This window comes from Sulfurisphaera tokodaii str. 7 (assembly GCF_000011205.1).
In the GTDB taxonomy this organism is placed as follows: domain Archaea; phylum Thermoproteota; class Thermoprotei_A; order Sulfolobales; family Sulfolobaceae; genus Sulfurisphaera; species Sulfurisphaera tokodaii.
On sequence record NC_003106.2, the window covers coordinates 2204051 to 2226133 of the forward strand.

22 protein-coding genes and 1 tRNA gene are annotated in these 22083 nt (G+C 32.8%); 17 read left to right on the plus strand and 6 right to left on the minus strand.

The window, feature by feature from the left end; translation table 11 throughout:
- Nucleotides 1-228: 228 nt before the first annotated feature.
- From STK_RS12145 to STK_RS12165, 5 genes are all read left to right on the plus strand, one after another.
- Nucleotides 229-304: transfer RNA gene (locus tag STK_RS12145), tRNA-Gly, on the plus strand.
- A gap of 720 nt (nt 305-1024) precedes the next feature.
- Nucleotides 1025-3163 (plus strand): FMN-binding glutamate synthase family protein, encoded by a 2139-nt coding sequence (locus STK_RS12150; RefSeq protein WP_052846742.1) that lies wholly within the window; start codon nt 1025-1027, stop codon nt 3161-3163.
- Entirely contained in the window at nt 3160-5130 is a 1971-nt protein-coding gene (locus STK_RS12155) for a class II glutamine amidotransferase (protein ID WP_010980280.1), read from the plus strand. The genes STK_RS12150 and STK_RS12155 overlap by 4 nt, the downstream gene beginning before the upstream one ends.
- Before the next feature lie 51 nt (nt 5131-5181).
- On the plus strand, nt 5182-6003 hold the full coding sequence (locus STK_RS12160) for a hypothetical protein (protein WP_052846743.1): 822 nt from the start codon (nt 5182-5184) through the stop codon (nt 6001-6003).
- A gap of 542 nt (nt 6004-6545) precedes the next feature.
- Nucleotides 6546-7367 carry an ABC transporter substrate-binding protein gene (locus STK_RS12165; protein ID WP_010980282.1) on the plus strand — a complete coding sequence of 274 codons (822 nt, stop codon included), beginning with the start codon at nt 6546-6548 and terminating at the stop codon, nt 7365-7367.
- Here STK_RS12165 and STK_RS12170 read toward each other — a convergent pair.
- Nucleotides 7329-7850 carry a hypothetical protein gene (locus tag STK_RS12170; RefSeq protein WP_010980283.1) on the minus strand — a complete coding sequence of 174 codons (522 nt, stop codon included), beginning with the start codon at nt 7848-7850 and terminating at the stop codon, nt 7329-7331. The genes STK_RS12165 and STK_RS12170 overlap by 39 nt on opposite strands.
- A 61-nt stretch (nt 7851-7911) precedes the next feature.
- Between STK_RS12170 and cimA the strand changes: the two genes are divergently transcribed.
- Nucleotides 7912-9480, plus strand: coding sequence for a citramalate synthase (cimA, locus tag STK_RS12175; protein ID WP_010980284.1), 1569 nt, complete (start codon nt 7912-7914; stop codon nt 9478-9480).
- A 4-nt stretch (nt 9481-9484) separates the two neighbouring features.
- Nucleotides 9485-10378 (plus strand): 4-hydroxybenzoate octaprenyltransferase, encoded by an 894-nt coding sequence (locus tag STK_RS12180; protein WP_010980285.1) that lies wholly within the window; start codon nt 9485-9487, stop codon nt 10376-10378.
- 385 nt (nt 10379-10763) lie between these two features.
- Here STK_RS12180 and STK_RS12185 read toward each other — a convergent pair whose 3' ends face one another.
- Genes STK_RS12185 through STK_RS12195 form a run of 3 tightly spaced genes read right to left on the minus strand, consistent with a single transcriptional unit; the run spans nt 10764 to nt 12216 of the window.
- Nucleotides 10764-11576: a gamma-glutamylcyclotransferase gene (locus tag STK_RS12185; protein WP_010980286.1), complete on the minus strand. Its 813-nt coding sequence runs from the start codon at nt 11574-11576 to the stop codon at nt 10764-10766.
- Nucleotides 11577-11864 (minus strand): hypothetical protein, encoded by a 288-nt coding sequence (locus tag STK_RS12190; RefSeq protein WP_052846744.1) that lies wholly within the window; start codon nt 11862-11864, stop codon nt 11577-11579.
- Complete coding sequence (locus tag STK_RS12195) at nt 11851-12216, minus strand: NfeD family protein (RefSeq protein ID WP_052846745.1); 366 nt, start codon at nt 12214-12216, stop codon at nt 11851-11853. The genes STK_RS12190 and STK_RS12195 overlap by 14 nt, the downstream gene beginning before the upstream one ends.
- A gap of 34 nt (nt 12217-12250) precedes the next feature.
- Between STK_RS12195 and STK_RS12200 the strand changes: the two genes are divergently transcribed.
- The 3 genes from STK_RS12200 to STK_RS12210 all read left to right on the plus strand — a co-directional run bounded on the left by STK_RS12200 (nt 12251) and on the right by STK_RS12210 (nt 14978).
- Complete coding sequence (locus STK_RS12200) at nt 12251-13549, plus strand: thermopsin family protease (RefSeq protein ID WP_010980288.1); 1299 nt, start codon at nt 12251-12253, stop codon at nt 13547-13549.
- A 15-nt stretch (nt 13550-13564) separates the two neighbouring features.
- On the plus strand, nt 13565-14347 hold the full coding sequence (locus STK_RS12205) for a slipin family protein (RefSeq protein WP_010980289.1): 783 nt from the start codon (nt 13565-13567) through the stop codon (nt 14345-14347).
- Nucleotides 14348-14426: 79 nt separating this feature from the next.
- Nucleotides 14427-14978 carry a thiamine-phosphate synthase family protein gene (locus STK_RS12210; RefSeq protein ID WP_010980290.1) on the plus strand — a complete coding sequence of 184 codons (552 nt, stop codon included), beginning with the start codon at nt 14427-14429 and terminating at the stop codon, nt 14976-14978.
- On the opposite strand, the gene STK_RS12215 is transcribed toward STK_RS12210, so the two are convergent.
- The gene (locus STK_RS12215; RefSeq protein WP_010980291.1) at nt 14958-15413 is read right to left on the minus strand and encodes a PadR family transcriptional regulator; all 456 of its coding nucleotides are present in this window, start codon (nt 15411-15413) and stop codon (nt 14958-14960) included. The genes STK_RS12210 and STK_RS12215 overlap by 21 nt on opposite strands.
- A gap of 119 nt (nt 15414-15532) precedes the next feature.
- Here STK_RS12215 and STK_RS12220 point away from each other — a divergent pair, with 119 nt between their 5' ends.
- On the plus strand, nt 15533-16666 hold the full coding sequence (locus STK_RS12220) for an NAD(P)/FAD-dependent oxidoreductase (protein ID WP_010980292.1): 1134 nt from the start codon (nt 15533-15535) through the stop codon (nt 16664-16666).
- Nucleotides 16667-16814: 148 nt separating this feature from the next.
- Complete coding sequence (locus STK_RS12225) at nt 16815-17522, plus strand: DUF364 domain-containing protein (RefSeq protein WP_010980293.1); 708 nt, start codon at nt 16815-16817, stop codon at nt 17520-17522.
- Here the strand turns inward: STK_RS12225 and STK_RS12230 are convergent.
- Nucleotides 17509-18666, minus strand: a complete 1158-nt coding sequence (locus tag STK_RS12230; protein WP_010980294.1) for a hypothetical protein — start codon at nt 18664-18666, stop codon at nt 17509-17511. The two genes, STK_RS12225 and STK_RS12230, sit on opposite strands and share 14 nt — an antisense overlap.
- Before the next feature lie 45 nt (nt 18667-18711).
- On the opposite strand from STK_RS12230, the gene STK_RS12235 reads away from it, so the two are divergent.
- From STK_RS12235 to STK_RS12255, 5 genes are all read left to right on the plus strand, one after another.
- Nucleotides 18712-19050, plus strand: a complete 339-nt coding sequence (locus tag STK_RS12235) for a DUF2175 domain-containing protein (protein WP_010980295.1) — start codon at nt 18712-18714, stop codon at nt 19048-19050.
- 55 nt (nt 19051-19105) lie between these two features.
- Nucleotides 19106-19879, plus strand: coding sequence for an FAD-dependent thymidylate synthase (gene thyX / locus STK_RS12240; protein WP_010980296.1), 774 nt, complete (start codon nt 19106-19108; stop codon nt 19877-19879).
- Between the two features lie 116 nt (nt 19880-19995).
- The gene (gene ndhC / locus STK_RS12245) at nt 19996-20382 is read left to right on the plus strand and encodes an NADH-quinone oxidoreductase subunit A (protein WP_010980297.1); all 387 of its coding nucleotides are present in this window, start codon (nt 19996-19998) and stop codon (nt 20380-20382) included.
- A 5-nt stretch (nt 20383-20387) separates the two neighbouring features.
- Nucleotides 20388-20885, plus strand: a complete 498-nt coding sequence (locus STK_RS12250; RefSeq protein WP_052846746.1) for an NADH-quinone oxidoreductase subunit C — start codon at nt 20388-20390, stop codon at nt 20883-20885.
- Nucleotides 20886-20904: 19 nt separating this feature from the next.
- Nucleotides 20905-22083 (plus strand): NADH-quinone oxidoreductase subunit D, encoded by a 1179-nt coding sequence (locus STK_RS12255; RefSeq protein WP_010980299.1) that lies wholly within the window; start codon nt 20905-20907, stop codon nt 22081-22083.

Genomic DNA, 22083 nt, shown 5'->3' on the forward strand with positions numbered 1-22083 from the left:
ATTAGTGTTAGTAAAGCTTTTGGTTGTTATGGTATAGACTCTCCATATTTATTACTTTATAATATCATAGGCCATTATCATATTAAGATCGCCGTGAAATAGGCACATTCCCCTCTAATTAATGATTTAATCCATAATATAAAGCGAACATATTTGACATATTTAAGTTATTATAGACAAATACAGTTTTAGGAAAACTTTAAATTACCCCTCTTAGTATTATATAGTGCGGCCGTCGTCTAGTCTGGATTAGGACGCTGGCCTTCCAAGCCAGTAATCCCGGGTTCAAATCCCGGCGGCCGCACTTTAGTGTTACTAGATAAACTAACTAGAGTCTACTTTCTTTTTTATCTTCTATAGTTAATTAATAAGAGTAATAAAAGGAAAAGTCAAACGTAATAATAAGGTATTTAATTTCCATTTAGTTGAGATAGTAATCTTTGTTAACTACTAGATTGATAGTTAAGTTTATGATTATTTAGTTTTATCTAAAATTTTTTATTTATAAAATAGTTTCTGACATTCATTCTAAGCGTTAGTCGTTAAGCTATTTCTACAAGGGCTTATAAAACTCTATTTTGCATATACTGTTTACAGAGATTTCTTATGTTTTTAATAAATACTAATGACGATACTGCTTGATATTTAACAAAAACGAGATTTACTTCTATATTAACTTGCATTATTATTTTCTCTTTTATACTTGCTAAAATATCTAATTTTCTTCTTAAATACTCTAATCTACGTTAGACTTAGTTAAAAATTTTTCCTCTTATTCTTTTGTTTAACAATTACATCCTTAATATGTAAACTTTTTAATATATTCTTTTGATATATGAACTGTTTATATTTTCAATCATGGTTTAGCGTGTGTTGTTTAAATCATTGCATTTATTAGTTACTTTTTAGTAAAAGCTAAGTTTCAATATTTTACCTTTTATTACGTAATATTAAACCTTAGTTTGACTAAATGTTCCTATAAACAAATATATAGTGTTTTAATATATTTAGATTCTGACCACCTTTGCTTATCATTAAGCAATATTTACCGATACCGAAGCAAACAGATAACGAGTTTTGGACTGTAGAGAGGATTGAGCATATTCGTCAATTGGCTTTAACCGGTAAGCCAAGTAAAATTTTTCCTAAATGGAACTCTTTAAGGATTCTTGATAGAGTTCGTTTTAAAAAAGAGGATTCTAAAATTAGTGATACTCCAAAAGCTAGGACTTTTACTAAACTAGCTGGTATAGAAATGTCTGCTCCACTCTATTTGGGAGATATGTCTTATGGTGCTTTAAGCGGTAATCCTAATATAATAATAGCGAGAGCTGCGGATTTAACGGGAACTTTAGCTGGTACTGGTGAGGGGGGTTTACATCCGGAAGTTGCTAAATCTAAGAGGATTTTTGTTCAATGGGCTTCAGCCCGTTTTGGTGTTGATTTTGATGTTTTAATGCATGGAGCTGGAATTGTTATTAAGATTGGACAAGGTGCTAAGCCAGGTATTGGTGGTCATTTACCCGGGAGTAAAGTTACCGAACCCATTTCTCTTACTAGACGAATACCAGTTGGTATTGATGCTATTTCTCCAGCCCCCCATCATGATATTTATTCTATTGAGGATTTGGGTCAAAGGATTGAAGCTTTGAAGGAAGCTACTGGTAAGCCTGTCTTTGTTAAGGTTGCTGCTACTAACTATATTCCTTATATAGTGTCTGGAATTGCAAGGATGGGTGCAGATGGTGTTATAATTGATGGTCATGGTGCTGGTACTGGTGCTACTCCCATTGTTATAAGGGATAATGTTGGCATTCCGATCGAGTTAGCAGTAGCTTCAGCTGATAAGGTTTTGCGTGAACAAGGTATGAGGGATAACTTTTATATTATTGCAGCAGGTAGGGTTGCTGATGCTACTGATGCAGCTAAGTTAATTGCTTTAGGGGCGGATGTTGTTAGTGTAGGTACGGGGGCTTTGATTGCAATGGGTTGTGTTATGGTTCATAAGTGTCATATTGGTTCTTGTCCAACAGCTCTAACGAATAAGATTGACGGTAGTAGGATGGTCGACATAGATTTTGGACTTAAAGTCTTAGTTAACTATATTCATGGCTTTTCTCTCGAACTAGCTAACATTCTGGATAATTTGGGTCTCTCAAGCATAGATGAACTTAAGGGAAGGAGGGATCTGTTAGTAGGTAAGGGTTTATCCAGGGAGACTTTGTCTGTCTTAGGTATTGAGGGAGAAGAGGAAGAATTGCCACCTAAGCTTGGCGAGTTATGGTCTAGGAGGAGAAAAGTGTATTTACATGAGTTAATCAATAAGGGCGACCCCGTGATTACCAGTATGGGTAGTACTGCACCCCCAGACGTTGAAAAACCCGCAAGGATTGTGGATTGGTTAAGAAGTGATGGTGCTCAAGTTACTAGACCTTCAATCGATCCTTATAGAGAAGATATTGATACGAGCTTTTATTTAGCTGGTGGAAGGATTTATCTCTCTTTACCAGTAATTTTTGATATTATTGATGCACCAGAAGATGAGAGAAATGCTCTACAGTGGGCTTCTTTGGCTTTAAGTTCTGCTGTATTTACTGATGTTACTCCAAGATATTATGAAGATATTTCGATAAGTCATGATGGTAAGGGTATAATTAAATGGAGTAAGAATTATGAGAGTGGTAGTTATATCTTATTGCCGAGTAATGAGGAGGCTCTTGAGGAAGTTGTAGAATTGAAGGGTATACCAGGTTTTATTATTGATGAGGATTTAGGTAATGAAGATCTTGAGGTCGTTATTTCAGAGATAGACACTAAGTTAAAGAGAATGGGAATAAGGAAGAAATTTGATTTAATTGCAAAGTCTTCTAGGATAAGGGATTCGGGGGACGTTTTTAAGTTTGTTGCCTTAGGTGCAGATTCTGTTATAATATCTTATAAAGTGTTTGAAGTCGCTTTAGGAGAAGGAAGCAGAAGTGACTTGAAGAGTAAGGCATTTAATTTAATTTCTGGTTTTAAGAAAGAGATCGCTTTGTTAGCTGGCGCTGCTGGCGTTTACTCTGTTCAATCTACTTTAACCGGAAATAGAGAACTTTTAAGAGCAATAAATTTGAATTCTTATCTTTTACAAAAGCTTAGGGTTAAGGTGGCTGGTTCTCTATGATTCACCCATCTGGTTGTGGTGTTTTAGGTATATTAAGAAAAAAGAGTGCAAATAAGATTTCCGGTGAGATGGTAGTTAGGGGGATTGAGAGAGTAAGGTATAGGGGAAGTGATAGAGGTGCCGGTTTTGCCGTTTTTGATAAAGATAAAGGGAACAGATATGTTATTAAGGTCTTTTATGAAGGCGATCCCACTACAGTAAAAAACATTATGGAATCCCACGGTATTAGGGTTGATAAATATGAGTTAGAATACATTGATTCTGATATCTGTGATTGTAAGTTTTATATTACTCTTGATAATTTACCTCTTGGTAAGAAGGCTTTTAGGAACATTAATGAGATTATCTGGTCTCAGAAGAAGGGAAGGCTATATAGTTTTGGTACTTCTCTTCAGGTTTTTAAAGGCGTTGGTTATCCAAAGGATGTAGCACAGTTATATAAGGTTGAGGAATATGAAGGTGATTTATGGTTAGCTCATACTAGACAGCCTACAAATTCACCTGGACATTATCCTTACTGGTCTCATCCTTTCTCAACATTTAATATTGCTATTGTTCATAATGGCGATGTTAGTTCCTTTGGTGCTAATTTAGAATATCTACTCGAGAGGAATTGGGAAGGGTTTGTAGGGACCGACAGTGAGGTTATTGCTTTTCTCTTTGAAGAGTTAATCTCTGAAGGCTTCAGCGTAGAAGAGGCTGTAAAGATTATTGTTAATCCCTCAAGGCGTTTTTCTGCTTTTCCTAAGGAATTAGATTATTACTATAGAAACGCTAGACTTGATGGTCCATTTACTGCTGTAATTGGTTATGATTCTGGCGATGATCTGTATTTAATTGCGTTAGCAGATAGATCGAAGTTTAGGCCAGCAATTATTGGCGAGGACGAGAATTTCTATTATGTTGCAAGTGAGGAGAACGAAATTAGGGAGATTAGTCCTAATGCTAGGGTATGGACTTTGAAGCCTGGTTCATATTTTATAGCATCATTAAATAAGGGTGTGATAAGTTACGGTAGGGATGAAGTTGAATTAAAGAGTTTTTCATCACCACCCATTTTCGCTCCTAAAGTATATGACATAGACGCTAGGAACGTTAGCTATAAAGAGTTAAATGAGTTAATTGTCCATGAAGTGAAGAAGGGGAAGAAGGAGGTAACTGTTGCTAATGTTATGGGCCATCGTTATATAGGTATTAATTTTAAACGTTTTGGTGTTAGTGGTATTAGGGTTAACCTATACGGTGTTGTTGGTAATTCAATGGCTAATTTGAATGAGGATAACTATTTCTATGTTTACGGTAATGTTGCTGATGATTGCTGTGATACTATGCACGGAGGTAAGGTTGTTATTTATGGAGATGCTAGGGATGTTCTAGCACAGACTTTTCAGAACGGTAAGATATTTGTTAAGGGCAATGCTGGAAATAGGGTCGGTATACAGATGAGGGAATATAAGGATAGGAGACCTTATCTTGTAATAGGTGGAATGGTTGACGATTATTTAGGTGAGTATATGGCTGGTGGTGTTATTGTTGTTTTGGGTACTACTGTTAGCCACGAGCCTGTAGGTAATTTTGTTGGTTCTGGTATGGTTGGTGGAAGAATTTATATAAGAGGAAAGGTTTCACTATCTAAAATTGGTTTACAACCTCCAAAGATAGAAATAATGAGGTTTCTGAAGGCATTACTTCTTGAGGGTTTGATAGATGAAAGATCTTATGATGAATTAAGAGATAAAGAGTACATTGAGATTATGGATAAACTTGAAGGTAAAGCTAAGGAATATGCTAAGAGATTATTTGAAGAAAAAGTAGGAATTCCGAAGGTTGAATATAGGGAATTAACTGAAGAAGAGTTTAAGGAGTTATATCCCGTCATGAGAGAGTATAGTTCTGATATGGGTAAAGACTATACTGAGTTATTAAAGGAGAGGTTCACAGTAATTTCGGCAAGAGGTAAGCTCTAGATTCTTTTTAATTTTAGATTTTTATAATATGAAGTAGAGTAGTATTATGAGTTGTATTTTACTCGAGTTAGGGTAATAGGAGAGGGTGAAATAGCAAAGAATATTTCTTCCTTATTATCTAGTTTAGGTTACGAATTATCATCTGGTAAACCTAATTTATACATTATTGTAGGTGAAATGGAGAGAGCTTTGAAGTTTGTTAATAGAAAAGCTGGTGTGATTTTTGTATCAGAAGATGGAGAATATGTAATACCGTTGAAGAGGGAAAGTAAAGGGGTTTCTTTTATTGCTTCTATCATATCTGATTTGTTAAACGCTAATCTAATTTCAACCTCAAAGTTCTCTCAATTGGGTTTATATAGTGTTGAAGAATTTTCATGGGTTAATGCTCTTTATACTAGAAATAAAGAGGAAGTCAAGAAAGCCAATAAAAAGTTATTAGATAAGAAAAAATTGTATGTTTATTCTGATGGAGTTAGTCTAATGTTACCAGAAGGGTATATAAGGGTTCAGACTCCTTGTGAAGCTGATATAATTATAGGTGAAGGTAAATGTAATGGTGTTTTATTAAAGCCTATAAAAATGATTGTAGGCTTATACTATATTGAAAAAATTCCCTTTGAGGTCTTATTATATTCTGTAAAACTTACCATGAAAAGCTTATATGTAAATGAAAATAGGGTTGATGTTATCTTAACTCCGGTAAACGATAGAAATGTTAAGGAACTAAGTAGATTACTAAATGCTGAGTATATGGTAATTAATGCTGATAGCTGTGAAGAAATGTTATATAGTTATGGTGGTAGGATTTTACTTAAAGAAGTAAATAGGGCTTATGGGGTTATATCTTGCCTGGCTGGATTATATCTATGAAGATCATAGATTACTATTTTCAAAATATCTATTAGAATAGAAGTATCAATAAAGTCAAACTCTAACTCCTCATTATCTTTCTATAGCCTTCTTCTTTTTTCTTAATTATTCGTCATTAATTATCTCCCTTAATCTTTTGATTCCATTTATTCTTCTATTATATTCATCTACTAATAACAAAAGGAATTCACTCCAACTTTTTTTCTTATACTTTCTAATTTCTCTTTGACTTTCTCTAATTAAGGAATAGTGGTATATCTCTTGCTTATAAGAAATATTATATGGCTAGAATTTAAAAGCACAGAGATTCAATGCTAGCGTTAGATAGAAATTTTACTACACTTTTTAGATTCTAATGGTCAAGTATTATTTAACTCATAGGTTACGAGCTTAGAAAAGTTCTCTATACCTGATTTAGCCTTGTCCTTTATAACTTAAAAAGAATCTACATTACATTACTAGTTATCGAAATCTTAGCTAATCAATAATATTATTGACACATGTACAGTAACATTTTTTAAAACTCAATTAATTAATTCTTTGTGAAAATTTATAATGAAGTATTAGACGAGTATGTTGAAGTTCCTAGACCTATAAAGAAAATTGTCAGTCTAGATCCAGCTACTACTGAAACTTTATTTATGCTAGGTATAGGTGATCGGATTATTGCTACTGACGCCTTCAGTTATAGACCAGCTGAAGCTAAAAAAATACCAAAGATTGGCAGCTATACTCATGTAAACATAGAATTTTTAGAGAAAAATAAGCCTGATATAATTTTCTCTACTACTGGTGCTCAAAAGGATTTAACGAAGAAGCTAATAAACATGGGATATATAGTTTATCCTATTGGTGTTGCTACGTCTATCTCAAGGATTCTAAATAACATTATTATCATTGCTAACGTTATAGGAAGATTAGAAGAAGGTAGAATACTTTACTCATCTTTAATTAATGCTTTATCTTCCTTCCTTAGAAAAAGTGAAAAAAGGCCTAAAGTTTATTTGGAGTTTGATCTTGGGGGACCAATAACTGCAGGTTTTCCTACTCATGTTAGTGATGCGATTTATCATGTAGGAGGAAAGAATATTTTCGATAATGTTGAAGACGCTTATTTTACTCCTTCTCCAAATGATATTATTTCACGCGAACCAGACGTAATAATTTATGAGCCTAAGCTATATAGAGATTATGAAGTTGATAGGTTTAAAAAGAGCTTAGAGGAAAGAGGTCTTTCTGCACTCTTAAATAAGCCAATTTTAGTTACAAAAGGTGATTTTTTAGCACATCAGGGACCTAGTTTTATAACTGAAGGTGTTAAATGGTTATTTTTTTCGCTTGAACCTTTTTTTGCTAAATATTGACGATATTACACCGTAACCTAGTGCTACTATTCCTAGTACTATGAAAAACTCGCTTACTGTTGTTATTATTCCTAGGGTTGAGTATAAACTACTTACTTGTGTGTAGGGAAATACAGCATATCTGACTAGGACTTTCTGTGAAACATTAGTAGGATTATCTATTGTTATGAAGTATTTACCGGGGTAAACTTTTGATATAAGAACTTCTGAATTATTTGCGACTAATCCAGAAGAGTTAATTATTTGCAAATAAACAGTTGACGTATTTGATAAAAGATATATAGTATTGTTTACATTAGTTGTTGTTAGTTCTAATATTTTTATATTTGAGTTAGGATCAGCATTTACAATTTTATAATTGTTCTTGAGAGTTTGGTCAACAATTTTATAATATGGTAAATAAAGAGGTGATAAAAGATATAGGGCAAGAAATATAATAATTAATACTGAACCAACTATAATAAATAAAGAGTTTTTACTCATTCCAATTTAACTGTTAACTAAAAGCTTTTAAGTTTGTTCAAATACACTCTACCTATGTCCGGTGTTTACGAAATCTGTTGAGGTATTAGATACTACTTTAAGAGATGGTTCTCAATCAGCAAATGTTTCCTTTACTCTAAACGATAAAATAAGGGTTGCATTAGCGCTAGATGAATTAGGAGTTGATTATATAGAGGCTGGATGGCCTGGATCAAATCCTAAAGATGAGGAATTTTTCAAAGAGATTAAGAAATACTCCTTAGCACATGCTAGGATAGCGGCTTTTGGAAGTACTAGGAGGAAGGAATTTAATGCTAAAGAAGATCCCAATTTAAATGCTATAATAAAGTCCGATGTTGATGTTGCGGTATTATTCGGTAAATCATGGTTACTTCATGTAACTGATGTGTTAAGAATAAAGCCTGAAGACAATTTGGAAATTGTATATGATAGTATAAGCTATTTGAAATCTCATGGTCTCAAGGTAATATTTGATGCTGAGCACTTTTATCAAGGTTTTAAGGATAATAGGGAATACGCGTTAAAGGTTCTGAAGACTGCTGAAGAAGCAAAAGTGGATGTTATCGCGTTAGCAGATACTAACGGTGGAACTTTACCTCATGAAGTTTATGAGATAACTAAGGTAGTTGTGGGTGAGGTTAGAACTAAGATTGGATTACACATGCATAATGATTCCGGATGTGCTGTGGCAAATTCTTTAATGGGTATTTTAGCTGGAGCAAGGCATGTTCAAGGTACTATAAATGGTATTGGAGAAAGAACTGGAAATGCAGATTTAATTCAAATTATTCCAAACCTTGCATTGAAGATGGGATTCAATGTACTGAAAGGAAAAGAGAGTTTAAAGAAGTTAAGAGAAGTATCTAGGTTAGTTTATGAGTTAGCTGGATTGCATCCTAATCCTTATCAACCATATGTAGGTGATTTCGCGTTTACTCATAAAGCTGGTGTTCATGCAGATGCTGTAATGAAGGTTAGTAGGGCTTATGAGCATATAGACCCATCTCTAGTTGGAAATACTAGAAGGTTCGTTATATCAGAGTTATCTGGAACTTCTAACTTAGTGACATATTTAGAGAATCTAGGATTAAAAGTAGATAAGAAGGATGAAAGATTAAAGAATGCGTTAAAGAAGATAAAGGAGCTTGAAAATAAGGGTTATAGTTTCGATTTGGCTCCTTCATCAGCAATATTAGTTGCTCTGAAAGAACTGGGAATATATGAAAAGAAAATTAATGTTGAGTATTGGAAAGTTATAAATGAAAGTGGTAACTTATCAATTGCTGTAGTTAAAGTTAACGGGCAATTAGAGGTTTCAGAGGGAGTTGGTCCAGTAAATGCTGTAGATTTAGCTCTTAGGAAAGCATTACAAAAAGTATATCCAGAAATTTCTAACGTTAAATTAACTGACTATAGGGTCATTTTGCCTGGTGAAATAAAGAATACAGAAAGTGTAGTGAGAGTAACAATAGAGTTTACTGATGGCAATGTAACATGGAAAACTGTTGGTGTTTCTAGTAGTGTGATTGAAGCTAGTATATTAGCGTTAATTGACGGTTTAGATTATTATCTTCAGTACAAGAAGTTAAAAACCCTTAAGAATAATTAATTCTATGCAGTGGGATCCTGGAGGAGCGACAGAGAGTAAAAGTAAATTTTACATTTATTTAAGATTTCTCAGAATCGAGCAAACTTTCTTTAGTTTACCTATGGCTTACATGGGTGCTTTCGTAGCTATAAAGAAAATTCCTCCTATTTATATACTAGTTTTAATCTTCTTATCATTGTTCTTTTTAAGAACCGCTGGAATGACCAATGATAATCTTGCTGATAGGGAGATAGATGCTAAAAATCCTAGGACAAGGAGTAGGCCTTTGGTTACTGGGAAAATAAGTGTTAAGGAAGCTAAGATTATGATCATCTTATCGCTTATCGGCTTCTTTGTATCAGCATATTTTGTGAACTTCTATGCTTTAATTCTATCACCATTAGTTGCGTTAGTTGTAATGTCATATCCTTATATGAAAAGGTATACAGCATTCGCAAATTATCAGATTGCCACTGTTCAAGGATTAGCCGTATTTAGTGGAGCTGTAGCTTCGTTGGGATTATATGCGTCATCATTCTCTCAGCTTATAATTGGTATTCCATGGTTATTTGTAATTTCAACAATATTTTGGGCTGTAGGGTTTGATTTATATAACCATATACCGGACTCTGAGTTTGATAGACAAATGGGGTTACATAGTTTTGCTGTTCTTCTAGGAAATAAGGCTTTAAAATTTGCTGGTGTAAATCAAATACTTTCAGTAGTACTTGCTTTTGCTGGTGATTACTTTTATCAGCTCGGATATATAGGGTATTCAGCTACTGTCTTACATGGACTAATAATGGCTTACGCTTACTATTTAGCTAATAAGGGTGATTTCGGAAGAGCATTTTACTATAATATATATTCCTCTGTAGTTTTAGGAATAGGAGTAATACTAGCTGTTATTTTACATTAGGGAAAACTCGTGAAGTTACGAGAAGAATTTCTTTTTAATGAAAGAAAATATACAGTGGTTTTAGTAATAAAAAATTAAAAATAGTGCTATAAGAGTCAGCGTCGGCCAAGTTCATCATATTCAGTGAGGGGTTCTTTCATCATTTTCAATAAAAATACATAGAAGTGGTCTTATAACGTTTGATTTCGAAATGGTATCAGATATAAGTTTAATATCTTTATTTCTCTCCTCCCTCTGTTTTTCTTTCGTTTTTGAGTAAAGATTATTTTTAGATCTTTTGAGATTGAAAGTTAACAAAGGTTTATCCTAGATTTGGTTTTTTCATGGAAAAAGATGGATTCAGCCTCGGGTTCTATCTTCATAGTTCCGCAAAGGGCGGGCTTCATCATAAAAGTCCAGTACTCATACATCTATTTCCCCAATCGGTATTAAGTCCTTGTAAAATTAGATTTAAATATTCTTTTGATGGTTCTTTAGGATTTTCTTTATCTGGAGATACATAAGCGTATGCATAATATTCTTTTCCGTTTTCATCAACTACTTTTATAACGTCTCTCATATACTTTACTAGATGTTGTTCAGCTTTGTCCAAGGCGTTTAATTCATCTTCTATCATTATATAAATATATCCACATATTTTACCATCTTTATCTTCTATCAAGTTTGCGCAATATCCCCATCTACATGGTATATTAAATATCATTCTATATCCACTTGCGATTGCATTAATTTTTTTGAGTATCTTTTTTACTCCTCTTTGTTTAAGAATCTCTTCGTTTGTGTTTTCAGCATAAGCGAAATAATTGAGAATAACAGGCATTCTTACATATTTTGAATAATCTCCTTCTTCTATTAGATCTCTTCCAGATATATCTTGGTTATAAACATAAATATGTACGTCAGAAAGGTAATATCTTCTTTTATCATCAAAATATACTTTAGTTTTTTCTCTTATATATAAGTCATCTGGCCTACCTCTATAATCTTCTACTTTATCTAAGAGTAATATAGTATTATCGTCAACTTCATAAACCTCTCCATAAATTATGCCATCCCCTTTTACTACACCAGGATAGCTACCAAGATCGTACATTTTGTAACCTTCAGTATATGCTAGACCTACAAATCTTGAATTCTCTAATAAATGATGTAATTCAAAACCATATCTCAATGAGCCGTATACGAAAAGATACGGCATTTATTCTTCACCCATATATTCTGCCCACAATTCTAACTCACTTAAATCCATTTTTCTCTTCTTAGTATTGCCTTCTATTATATATGCATTCTTTATTATAACTTCATCCCCATTTATTTCTCCTTCAATTTCTATTATCCTATTTTCACTTTCCATATCCTCATCTGAACTCATTGCCTCTTTAATCGATGGAGGAGTGTAATGAATTATAACTTTGTTTTCGTTTCTAGTTACAGAATAACCGTAATTTTTCAATTTTTCAATAACTGAAAGTTTAATTTTTACCATCACTTGTAAGCTTTTTAACTCTTAATTTTAAACCTTCCATTCCCGTTATAATTACTCTATCACCCTCTACAATAGGTTCTTCAGCTATTGCTTTCCACATTTCACCTTCAATAACAACGTATCCTTCTCCATTTAATGGTATATCCTCTATAGCTTTTCCTATTTTCCCAACATAAGTGTAAAGGTTCCTTTTTCTTGTTTTATATATAACATAGCCTATTCTATAAGAGATAAAGCCAACAATTGCCATTGATGGTATTGCGACTATAGGGTTAGCGTATTCCCCAGTTAGTACTAAAGCGGCAATTACAATAGCTATAATTATAATTGGAATAACAATATGACTTACCATAATATTTAATAGGAGTCGATAGAAAAATATTTTTATGAAAATTTTAGCGATATTCCTAATAATATTTCTTGCTATCACACCACTTATTACATTATCCCTTTCAAGCTCAGCATTTACTGTATCATATCCTATGGGAATGTCATTTTATTCTCTATTTTCAACTTATTTTACAACTGAGGTAATGGGAGTTATTAATATAACATCAATGAATATAGGCTCTTCCTATTTGCCTAACGGTCAATATTTAACTACGGGAAATGCGTCATTACAATTAAATGCAATGATTGATGGCTTATATTGGGCTCAGGATGTTATTTTATTTCATCAGATATCTAACAACGAATTTAAAGCTACTTTAGTTTTAAATCTTTGGAATTTAACTGGTCCTTTTACAATTCCCGTTAACGGTAGCGTTACCACATATCAAGGCCTAGGCGTTATTTGTTATCAAGGCCCCAGCTTTATTGTTACACTACCTACTTCAATTGTCTTATTTATGATTGATAATTCTACCTTGTATTTTGGTTACAACATCGATAACAAATCTGGAATATTTTACAAAATACCATTAAGTGGGGAGTTTGAGATAGGTGGTTTATCTATTGCCGGAATTCCAAATGATGTAGAGTTCGTATTTGGTGGACCAGGAGGTGGTAGTGTAGTAGATATGCAAGTAGAGGGTACAATGAATATCTATTTTATGCAGAGTGGGAAATTATCTCTAGTACCATATGCTTACTCAATTGGTTTTGATACTGCTGAATCAGTGGTAGGTGTAAGATCTTTAGCAAACCTTACAAATCTTTGGAAGCCGAATACTATATTATCTTCTGGTTCAGATGATGCAATAGTTTTATGGCCAGTAAAACCTGAGATTTCTACTCTTCAAAGGAATAGTACAGTATATGTAAACATAAGTTTCAACGGTAAACCACTTTCAAACCAAAAAATTGTAATCGAAGATTTAGGCCTTACGGGTTTAGTTCCTATAAGCGTAAACTATACTAATGATTCTGGCTATGTGGTTTTCAATAATATTTCCTCACCACTATATGTCGTTTATTATCCTGGTAATTTTACTTTGTCTTCAGACTATATAGTTTCTTCACCTATTATTAACTCTATTTTAACTCATGTAAAGAGTATTTATGATAGTATGGTTAGTTTTCTAAAAAGTTATAATTTTAAGAAGTCAATATCGTCATTCTTTAACAACATTCACAGTGCGACATATAGTGAATCCACAAGTGTAAATTATCTAATTTTAATCTATATTCTTGGATTCAGTGTCGGGATTGTAATTTCAGCTTTGTTGATAAGATTTAAACTCTAAAAACATATTATATTTATGATATCAGTTGGAGAAATATTAGGATTAGTATTTCTGGTTATTATAATCCTTATCTTTTTAGCAATGTCTTTTAGGATAGTGACTGAATGGCAGAGAGCTGTTGTCTTAAGGCTTGGTAGGGTTCTAGGCGTAAAAGGTCCTGGGATAATATTTCTTATACCTTTCGTTGATAGACCTTTATTAGTTGATTTAAGAATAGTTACTGTTGAAGTTCCACCACAGACTATAGTAACAAAAGATAATGTTACAGTTACTATAGATGCCGTAGTATATTACAAAGTAGTTGATCCTTTAAAGGCTGTTATCAGCGTAAGTAACTATCCGGCTGCGGTTTTAAATTATGCTCAGACTTCTCTAAGAGATATTGTTGGTCAAATGGAGTTAGATGAAATATTAACAAAAAGAGAAGAGATAAATAGGCGTTTACAAGAGATTCTTGACACTGTTACTGAAGGTTGGGGAATAAAAGTTACTCAAGTTACGGTTAGAGATATTAGATTATCTCCAGAGCTTTTATCTGCAATGGCAGAGCAAGCTAAAGCTGAAAGATTAAGAAGAGCTAAAATTATATTAAGTGAAGGAGAGAGACAAGCAGCCAATATATTAGCTGAAGCTTCGCTATCTTATCAAAATAATCCAGTTGCACTTCAATTAAGGTTCTTAGAAATGTTAAGTGATATTTCTCAAAGGGGTAATATGGTAATAGTAGTTCCAGCTGGACAAGAATTTTATGCTACCCTCTCTACACTTAAAAATGTAATCACATCGACTAAACAATAATCAGATGGACTAGGACACATCAAAGGTCAGTTTGTGGTCTTTTCATCATCTTTTTATTTTTTTATCCTTATCTGTATATATGAATGAAAGGGAAGAGGTTTTAATAAAGTTAAAGCAGGCTGTTGATAATTTTGTTAGTGAAGATAGAGCGTATTTACTAATACCAGAAATAAGAACAAATATAGGCTATGCAATAAGTGATGCAAAAAGTGTTAATGACGTTGCGGCTATCCCTGGAAGACTAACTGTAGCTTTTAATAGAGTAATTTATTGTTTACCACCAGCCTTTGGTGCTTCTGATCATGTGGCAAGAGTTATACTCACTGCTATGAGTTTTGATAAGAAAAAAAGAAGTTCAATTAACTTAAAATATTATAAAGACATCGTGGAGAAACTTCCTAGAGAAGATACGTTTATATTTAATCGTGAGGAAGAGCCTGAAGAGAGTAGGAAAGCTGAGGGCCATACGATGAATTTTATGATGAAAAGGGCTTATGAGAAGTTAAATAAGATACCTACTTACGTTGTTGACTTAGGTGGTTATGGAAAGGAACCAACAATATTTATACTAGAGGAAGATCCTCTTATTGTAGTTAAAAAGGCTCTTGATCTACTCAGATTTCTCGAATAATTCAAGAATATCTTTTTTACAATTCTGTAGTATATTGCTAATTTGTTGTAGCTTTTTATTATCTACTTTTTCTCTGTTAATATATATTATGTAACCTATTTCAAATAGAGTATCAATTATTTCTCTCTTAATAGGACTATTGGGTGAAAAGAAATCTTCTCTTTCTCTTTTTAACCGGTTGAATTCTTCTATTCCTTTGTTAGTTAATTTATACATTTTCTTTCCATTTTCCTCAAATGCTTCTATGAGACCTTCATTTAATAATGATCTTAAAACTGGATATATGGATCCTGGGCTAGGTTTATAAAACCCCCCGGTCTTAGATTGAATGCTTTTTATTATCTCATAAACATACATAGGTTTTTCAGCGAGAGAGGAGATGACTAAAGATTTAAGTGCACCTCGTTTTATTCTATCAAGTGAAATTTTTCTCATCAAAAATACATTAACTTTAGGCTTTAAAAATAGTTTAACACTTTTTTTAAATCATAATTTTAGGGTAATCCTAAACTTTATAAAATAAGTTTTTATGTAATTAAAGATAAAAAGCTCCTATGAAAAAAGTAGTTATAGTGGGAGCTGGAAATGGGGGAACAGTTGTAGCTAATAACTTAGCTAAATATGATGAAGTAGAAGTAACAGTAATTGAGCCTTCAGAGTATCATTATTATCAACCTGGAATTGTAGATGTTGTTATGAGTTTTGAAAAAGAAGATAAGATAATGAGAAAAGTTAGTGAAGTATTAAATCCTAGGGCTAAACTAATCCAAGATAGAGTAATAAAAGTTGACATAGAAAATAGAAAAGTTATAACACAAAAAGGTAAAGAAATAGAATATGAATACTTGGTCCTTGCTCCAGGTGTTATAAACAAAGATATTGGGTTACCGCACTGGCATAATTTGGATGGGGCTATTAAACTGAGAGAACAAGTAAATTCTTTTAATGGAAAGAAAATAGTTGTTGGCTATTTCGGGATTATAAAATGTCCTATGGCACCTTTCGAATTTGCATTTTTATTAAGGCAGAGATTTCCTAAGGCTGATATAACGCTCATAAATCCAGTTTCTCAACCTCCAGAACTACAAAAACCAATGGCTGAAAAATTAGGTAAGAGAGCAAAAGAATTGAATATAGAAGTTATAAGGGGAGTAAAAATAAAGGAGGTAGACAAGGAGAAAAAGATGATATATGCTGATGATGGTCAAGTATTCTCTTATGATCTAGCGCTAATTGATACTCCAATTAGAGTTAGTGATGAATTTTCTAATCTAACTGACCAAAGTGGGTTTATTCCAGTTGATAAGGAAAAATTGAATTACAAAGATTATTCAGATGTATTCGTAGTTGGTGACGCTACAAATATTACCTTACCTCCAAAGACTGGAGCAATAGCTCATTTCCAAGCTATTACTGTTAGTAGTAATATTATTAATGACATAAGAGGTTATGAAAAGAAGACTTTTGATGGAAAAGCAATGTGTGCTGGATATGCTGGCTATAATGAAGGTTTGTTTGTTTACATGGATTATAAAAAGAGTAAAGCAATAGGACCTTCTACGTTATATAACGCTGCAAAACGTGCTTTCCTTAATCTTTATTGGTATACCTTAACTGGAAAGATCGATTTTATGTTAGATCTTGTTTCAAGATACGTCAGCGGTGGTCCGACAATCACCACTCAGTAGTGCTCGACGTCATCATTCAGTAAGGGAGCGATCTTCACCAATTATCTGTTTCTTCCCACTTCATCACTCAGATATTGCGGGTTCAATCACCAGTCATTAGGGGTGGAACAACATCATCGTTTTTAATTTCGAATTTAATTTTTAACTTATGATTTTAGATGAGATTATCGAGGAATTAAAGTTTGCTGTTAAAGGGAAGAAACTTATTAACACGTGTGTGGGAGTAACATATACTGCATCGCTATTAAATGATGGAAGTTTAGGGATTGCACACACTGTACCAGACGGTTCTAATTCCTTAGCTGGCGAATTATTAGGAATGAACCTAGAGGATGTGATTAGTCTATTAAAAAATAATTCAATTGAAAGAGGTGTACTTCTCTCAATATTGAATGCAGTTAGTGAGATAACTAATCCTCAAGAGGGAGATCCCTTAGATCTTCTTGAAGGTGGAAAATTATGTGTTTTCGGTTACGCTCCTAGAATAGATACTACTAAATTCTCCTCTATAATAGTCTATGATTTTCTATCTACTCAAGAGAGAAACCAAGGGAAAGTAGTGATTAAACCTTTTTCAACTTTTCGTGGCGAAGTTTGTGATTCTGCTGTTATATTTGGTTCTGCATTGGTTAATGGTTCAATAGATTTCATAGTAAAATCTATTTCTACGAATAATTTAGTCCTAGAAGGAATATCTTCTGTTTTTGCTCCTAAAACTTTAAAGAATTATGGATTTAATATGATAGGAAAAATAGTAGCTATAGATAAACTAAAAGCATTTAGAATTGTATGTGAAGGCGGTGATCCTAGTAAGTTGGCTACATATACAAGAAAAATTTACGCTAAATTAGATTGAACTCTATTTTGTCTATTGAATCATAGCAAGAATTTTTATATTTAAAATCTTCTTTACATCCGTTATCCTTAACAATTTCAACTCTTATATCATTCTTTATTTCTTTTCTACTCTTTATTAACTCGTTTAGCTTTATATAAGCTATAGCTACTCTAGAAAGAACTCTAATATCTGTACCTACTGTATACGCTATTTTTAGCGCTTTTTCAGCTTTTTCTTTCACTTTATCATCATCTGTTATGGCCCATAACTTTGCTAAAAATATTGATGTTTCAGCATTAGCTAACGGTTCGAAGTATTCATGCTTAGTTATAGGATCTACAGGTGGATAGTCTCTAAATCCAATATCACTTTCTAAATTGTTTATTATCCAATCATAGATTTTTAGAGAAAGATTAAGAAATTTATTGTCAAAGGTTCTTTGATATAATGAAAGTAAGGCTGTTCCAACAATAGCCTCATCGACGAGTAATCCTTTAACTTCCTTTCTTGAACTTCTAAACACTTCTCCATTTTCGGTTATTCTTTCTATTAACTTATCCTTTACATCAATAATATTGTAGATGGTCTCTAATGCAAGAATATTAGTGTATGTTTCGTCTAGAGTTGTATCAATCTTTCCGGTAAGTAAGAATTTTCCAATAGTATCTAAAGGTGATATAATATTTATTATCTTTTGATATTCTTTATGTACGTCAGCATAGAAAAGTAAAAATTCTATCCCTCTAAAATCTATTGGATTTCCTTCACTAGCAAAATTAATTATGTCGAGGAACTCTGCAACGTTAACTTCTTCTATTTGTTGTGGTCTAGGAAATTCTATTCCCTCTAATTTTTCTTTTTTCGTATAAATTTCTCTTAATTTTTCTTGAATATATTCAATATCTAAAGATTCTATAACTGCTATGGTTTTTCCATCTAAATCTAATATACTTAATGAAGGGATTATACCTCTAGATAGTCTGACTGTATATTGTAAATATTCATTTGCATTAACTTTGAAAAGGTAATATTTTTGCGATATCTGAAGTTTCTTTATTTTCTCGAACAGTTCATCACAGATATTACAATTTTCACTAGTAAAGAATACACCAATCAATTTATCATAGAACTTAGCGTCTGAAAATATTTTTTCACTTATCATGAGTACCGCAATATTTATTTATGAATTAATGTTTTACTGTGTTTGATGAGTAGACCACAAACTAAATGGACATGTGGATTTTGTGGAAAACCTATATATTGGGATGAATTATTTACATTTTTGTCAAACAAAGCAGTAGTGCATTATACATGCTTGAGAGAAAGAGCGACAAAAACAAGCAAAATAAATCCAGAAGTTTTAAAAGTAGTATTAGATTCGTTAGAAGATGAATTAAATAAGATTGTAATCTACAAACAGAGACTAAATCAAGTTGGAGACAATGAAGATATTAAGAAAGTTTTAGATCAAACAGAAAAAGACGCAGAAAAAAATGCAGCCCAACTTACTCGATTGGTAGAAAAGTTAAGTGGAGTACTATCTTAAGGTAATATTAAATGAAAAGTTTTTTACTTGTTTTTGAGAAAGCTTAATATTTAAAATGAATGTTAAACTTGTTTCTTATACTCGTGATGGAGAAAAAGTTGTAGCAATAGCTTCTAAGATGAGTAGAAGTAGAAAGGGTTGGGATTATCACGAAAAAACAATGACTGATGAAGAAATTGAGGTTTGGATCAGAGATGCAATTCTGCACGGGTACTGGAGTGTTCTTGAGCATAGTATTTACACTTTTTCTATAGAGGGAATTAGCAGGGTAGCATCTCACCAGTTAGTTAGACATAGGGTAGCATCTTACACTCAAATGAGTCACAGATTTGCTAAGCCCATAGATGAGTACTACAAGCCGATAACCCCGCCGTCAATAGAAAAGAGAGCTAAAGAAATTATAGAAAAAGCATATCAAGAAGCCTATGAAAACTATTTCAAACTCCTTCAAGATGGTGTACCAGAAGAGGATGCTAGATATGTTTTACCTAATGGTGTAAATACTAACATAGTCGTCACTATGAATGCTAGAGAACTCTATAATTTCTTTGCACTTAGACTCTGCAGTAGAGCCCAGTGGGAAATTAGAGCTATTGCATGGAAGATGTTGGAAGAAGTAAAAAAAGTTCACCCTAGACTCTTCCGTTATGTAGGTCCTAATTGTATAATTCATGAAAACTTCATTAGAAACGAACCTATTACTTTAGATGAAGTTCTCCAAAAGGACAATATAGAGTTTATATCTCAACGTTGTATTGAAGGAGTTATGAGGGATGGAATTTTAAAATGTATAAGAAATTCTAAACATGTTTTGGAATATTTAAAGTAAATTCATTTTTTAAAATATCACATATACAAATGCTCTAAATTGATTTTTGCTTTTAAATTACCTTTTTCGAACAATTAGTAGAAAAATATTTTAGGTATTCTCGTTATTGATACTTGATGGCATTAACTCAAGCATTACTAGCTTTTGGACTTCCAGTTATTTTGTTCCTTATAGCTGGATATGGTGGTTATAAGATACTTTCCATGGTTGTGCCTAGTGAATATAATCCAGTTAAGGTTAGTAGATTCGAAGCTGGTAATATACCATACGGTGAAGGTAGACTTTGGTTTCCTCTTCAATATTACGGGTATGTTTTAGTATATACTTCTATTGAGCCTATTGTAGTTTTGTTCTTTGCTATATCGGAAGCTGCTTATACAACCTCGTTTATCCTATTTAGAGATCTTTTAATACTTATATTGTCAAGTATTGTAATTTTATATCCAATACTTTATTACGCAGTAAAACAAGTGAATACAATAGAGTATTGGCTTTTAAGGTGAAATTTATGGCTCAAACTGTTCAATCTATTTTAAATTCTATATTTTCTCAAGTTCAAAGCAAATTTAAAGTTACTGGAAAAGTAGAGAGCGATAAAAGGGCATCTATTCAAGTAGATAAATCGCAGATAGTTGAAGTAGCAGGTTTTCTTAAAAGTCTTGGTTTTGACCATGTTAAAAGTGTCACTGCAATTGACTATCCAGATGCTCAAGAGTTTGAAGTAGTTTATCATATCTCTTCTTATTCAAATATTGATTTAGCTAAAACTATTGTAGCCTTAAGAACAAGAGTAAAATATGATGATCCTAAATTGCCTTCTTTATATAAGATTTGGGAAAGTGTTTGGACTGGGGAAAGGGAAACATATGAAATGTATGGAATAATATTTGATGGTCACCCAGATTTAAGAAGACTATTTTTACCAGAAGATTTTGAAGGTGTTTACCCCATGAGAAAGAGCTATAAGATTAAAACGGAGGGGTTATTTGTTGACAAACCAAGCTGATGCATTATATTCATCTGGAATGGAAGTTGATATTGTTCCAGTAGAGGGAGAACTTAATGTAGGTCCTCAGCATCCTGGATCTGGACATATGAGAATTTATGTTAAACTTAATGGTGATATTATTGTTGATGCTGACTTAGATGTTGGCTATGTACATAGAGCTGTTGAAAAACTAAGTGAAGTAAGAAATTATATGCATTTAATACCTTTAGTAGAAAGACCTGCGATCTTAGATTCTATACATATGAACTTAGGATATATTATGGCTGTTGAAAAAATTTTAGGAGTTGACGTGCCAGAGAGAGCTCAATACTTACGCACATTAGCGGCTGAAGTTAATAGGATCGCAAGCCACTTATATGGTATTGGTATATTAGCAATATTTTTAGGTCACTCAACTGGTTTTATGTGGGGTTTTGGAGATAGAGAAGTATGGGTAGAGATACTTCAAGCACTAACTGGTGCAAGGGTCACAAATTCTTACATTATTCCAGGAGGAGTTAGAAGGGATCTTATACCAACTATTAAAGAAATGATAGAAAAGGCAATTGTTTATCAAAGGAAAAAAGTACAAGATTGGTATAAAATTTTTGTGAAGAATCCCAATATAAGGGATAGATTAGAAAATGTTGGTGTTATGACTAGAGAGAATGCGATTAAATGGGGTGCCGTAGGACCTAATTTAAGAGCTTCTGGAGTATATTATGATGTTAGGAAGATAGAGCCTTATGCAGCCTATGATAAGGTGGATTTTGAGATACCAGTATATAAAGAAGGAGATGCTTATGCTAGGTTATTGGTTAGATTTGAAGAAATAGAACAAAGTATGAGAATTTTAGAACAAGTAATAAAGAATATTCCAGAGGGGAATATATTAAGCGACAGATTCTTTAAACAAATTCCTCCGACTAGATTAAAGAAATGGTGGGAGGGGCAAAGAAGAGTTGTATTTCCAGGTTATTATGCTTCCTTCAGACCTCCAAGGGGAGAAGCAATTTCTAGGGTTGAGGCTGCTAGAGGAGAACTAGTTTATTATGTAGTTAGTGATGGTTCTCCTCATCCATATAGGTTAAGAATGATTACTCCTTCATATCGTTTAATATATGTTTTTAAAGAATTAGCTAAGGGGGCACGTTACGCCGATTTAGTTGCGATATATGGTAGTTTAGATTATTTTCCTCCGGAGGCTGATAGATAA

Excerpts from the sequence above, each read along its gene's own strand:
- STK_RS12215 (WP_010980291.1), bottom strand. The coding sequence starts at position 15,413 with ATGAGAAAAATTTCACTTGATAGAATAAAACGAGGTGCACTTAAATCT.
- STK_RS12225 (WP_010980293.1), top strand. The coding sequence starts at position 16,815 with ATGATTTTAGATGAGATTATCGAGGAATTAAAGTTTGCTGTTAAAGGG.
- STK_RS12185 (WP_010980286.1), bottom strand. The coding sequence starts at position 11,576 with ATGCCGTATCTTTTCGTATACGGCTCATTGAGATATGGTTTTGAATTA.
- STK_RS12220 (WP_010980292.1), top strand. The coding sequence starts at position 15,533 with ATGAAAAAAGTAGTTATAGTGGGAGCTGGAAATGGGGGAACAGTTGTA.
- STK_RS12235 (WP_010980295.1), top strand. The coding sequence starts at position 18,712 with ATGAGTAGACCACAAACTAAATGGACATGTGGATTTTGTGGAAAACCT.
- STK_RS12155 (WP_010980280.1), top strand. The coding sequence starts at position 3,160 with ATGATTCACCCATCTGGTTGTGGTGTTTTAGGTATATTAAGAAAAAAG.
- STK_RS12210 (WP_010980290.1), top strand. The coding sequence starts at position 14,427 with ATGAATGAAAGGGAAGAGGTTTTAATAAAGTTAAAGCAGGCTGTTGAT.
- STK_RS12255 (WP_010980299.1), top strand. The coding sequence starts at position 20,905 with ATGGAAGTTGATATTGTTCCAGTAGAGGGAGAACTTAATGTAGGTCCT.
- ndhC (WP_010980297.1), top strand. The coding sequence starts at position 19,996 with ATGGCATTAACTCAAGCATTACTAGCTTTTGGACTTCCAGTTATTTTG.
- STK_RS12200 (WP_010980288.1), top strand. The coding sequence starts at position 12,251 with ATGAAAATTTTAGCGATATTCCTAATAATATTTCTTGCTATCACACCA.
- STK_RS12180 (WP_010980285.1), top strand. The coding sequence starts at position 9,485 with ATGCAGTGGGATCCTGGAGGAGCGACAGAGAGTAAAAGTAAATTTTAC.
- STK_RS12230 (WP_010980294.1), bottom strand. The coding sequence starts at position 18,666 with ATGATAAGTGAAAAAATATTTTCAGACGCTAAGTTCTATGATAAATTG.
- STK_RS12205 (WP_010980289.1), top strand. The coding sequence starts at position 13,565 with ATGATATCAGTTGGAGAAATATTAGGATTAGTATTTCTGGTTATTATA.
- STK_RS12170 (WP_010980283.1), bottom strand. The coding sequence starts at position 7,850 with ATGAGTAAAAACTCTTTATTTATTATAGTTGGTTCAGTATTAATTATT.
- STK_RS12190 (WP_052846744.1), bottom strand. The coding sequence starts at position 11,864 with ATGGTAAAAATTAAACTTTCAGTTATTGAAAAATTGAAAAATTACGGT.
- STK_RS12195 (WP_052846745.1), bottom strand. The coding sequence starts at position 12,216 with ATGGTAAGTCATATTGTTATTCCAATTATAATTATAGCTATTGTAATT.
- thyX (WP_010980296.1), top strand. The coding sequence starts at position 19,106 with ATGAATGTTAAACTTGTTTCTTATACTCGTGATGGAGAAAAAGTTGTA.
- STK_RS12250 (WP_052846746.1), top strand. The coding sequence starts at position 20,388 with ATGGCTCAAACTGTTCAATCTATTTTAAATTCTATATTTTCTCAAGTT.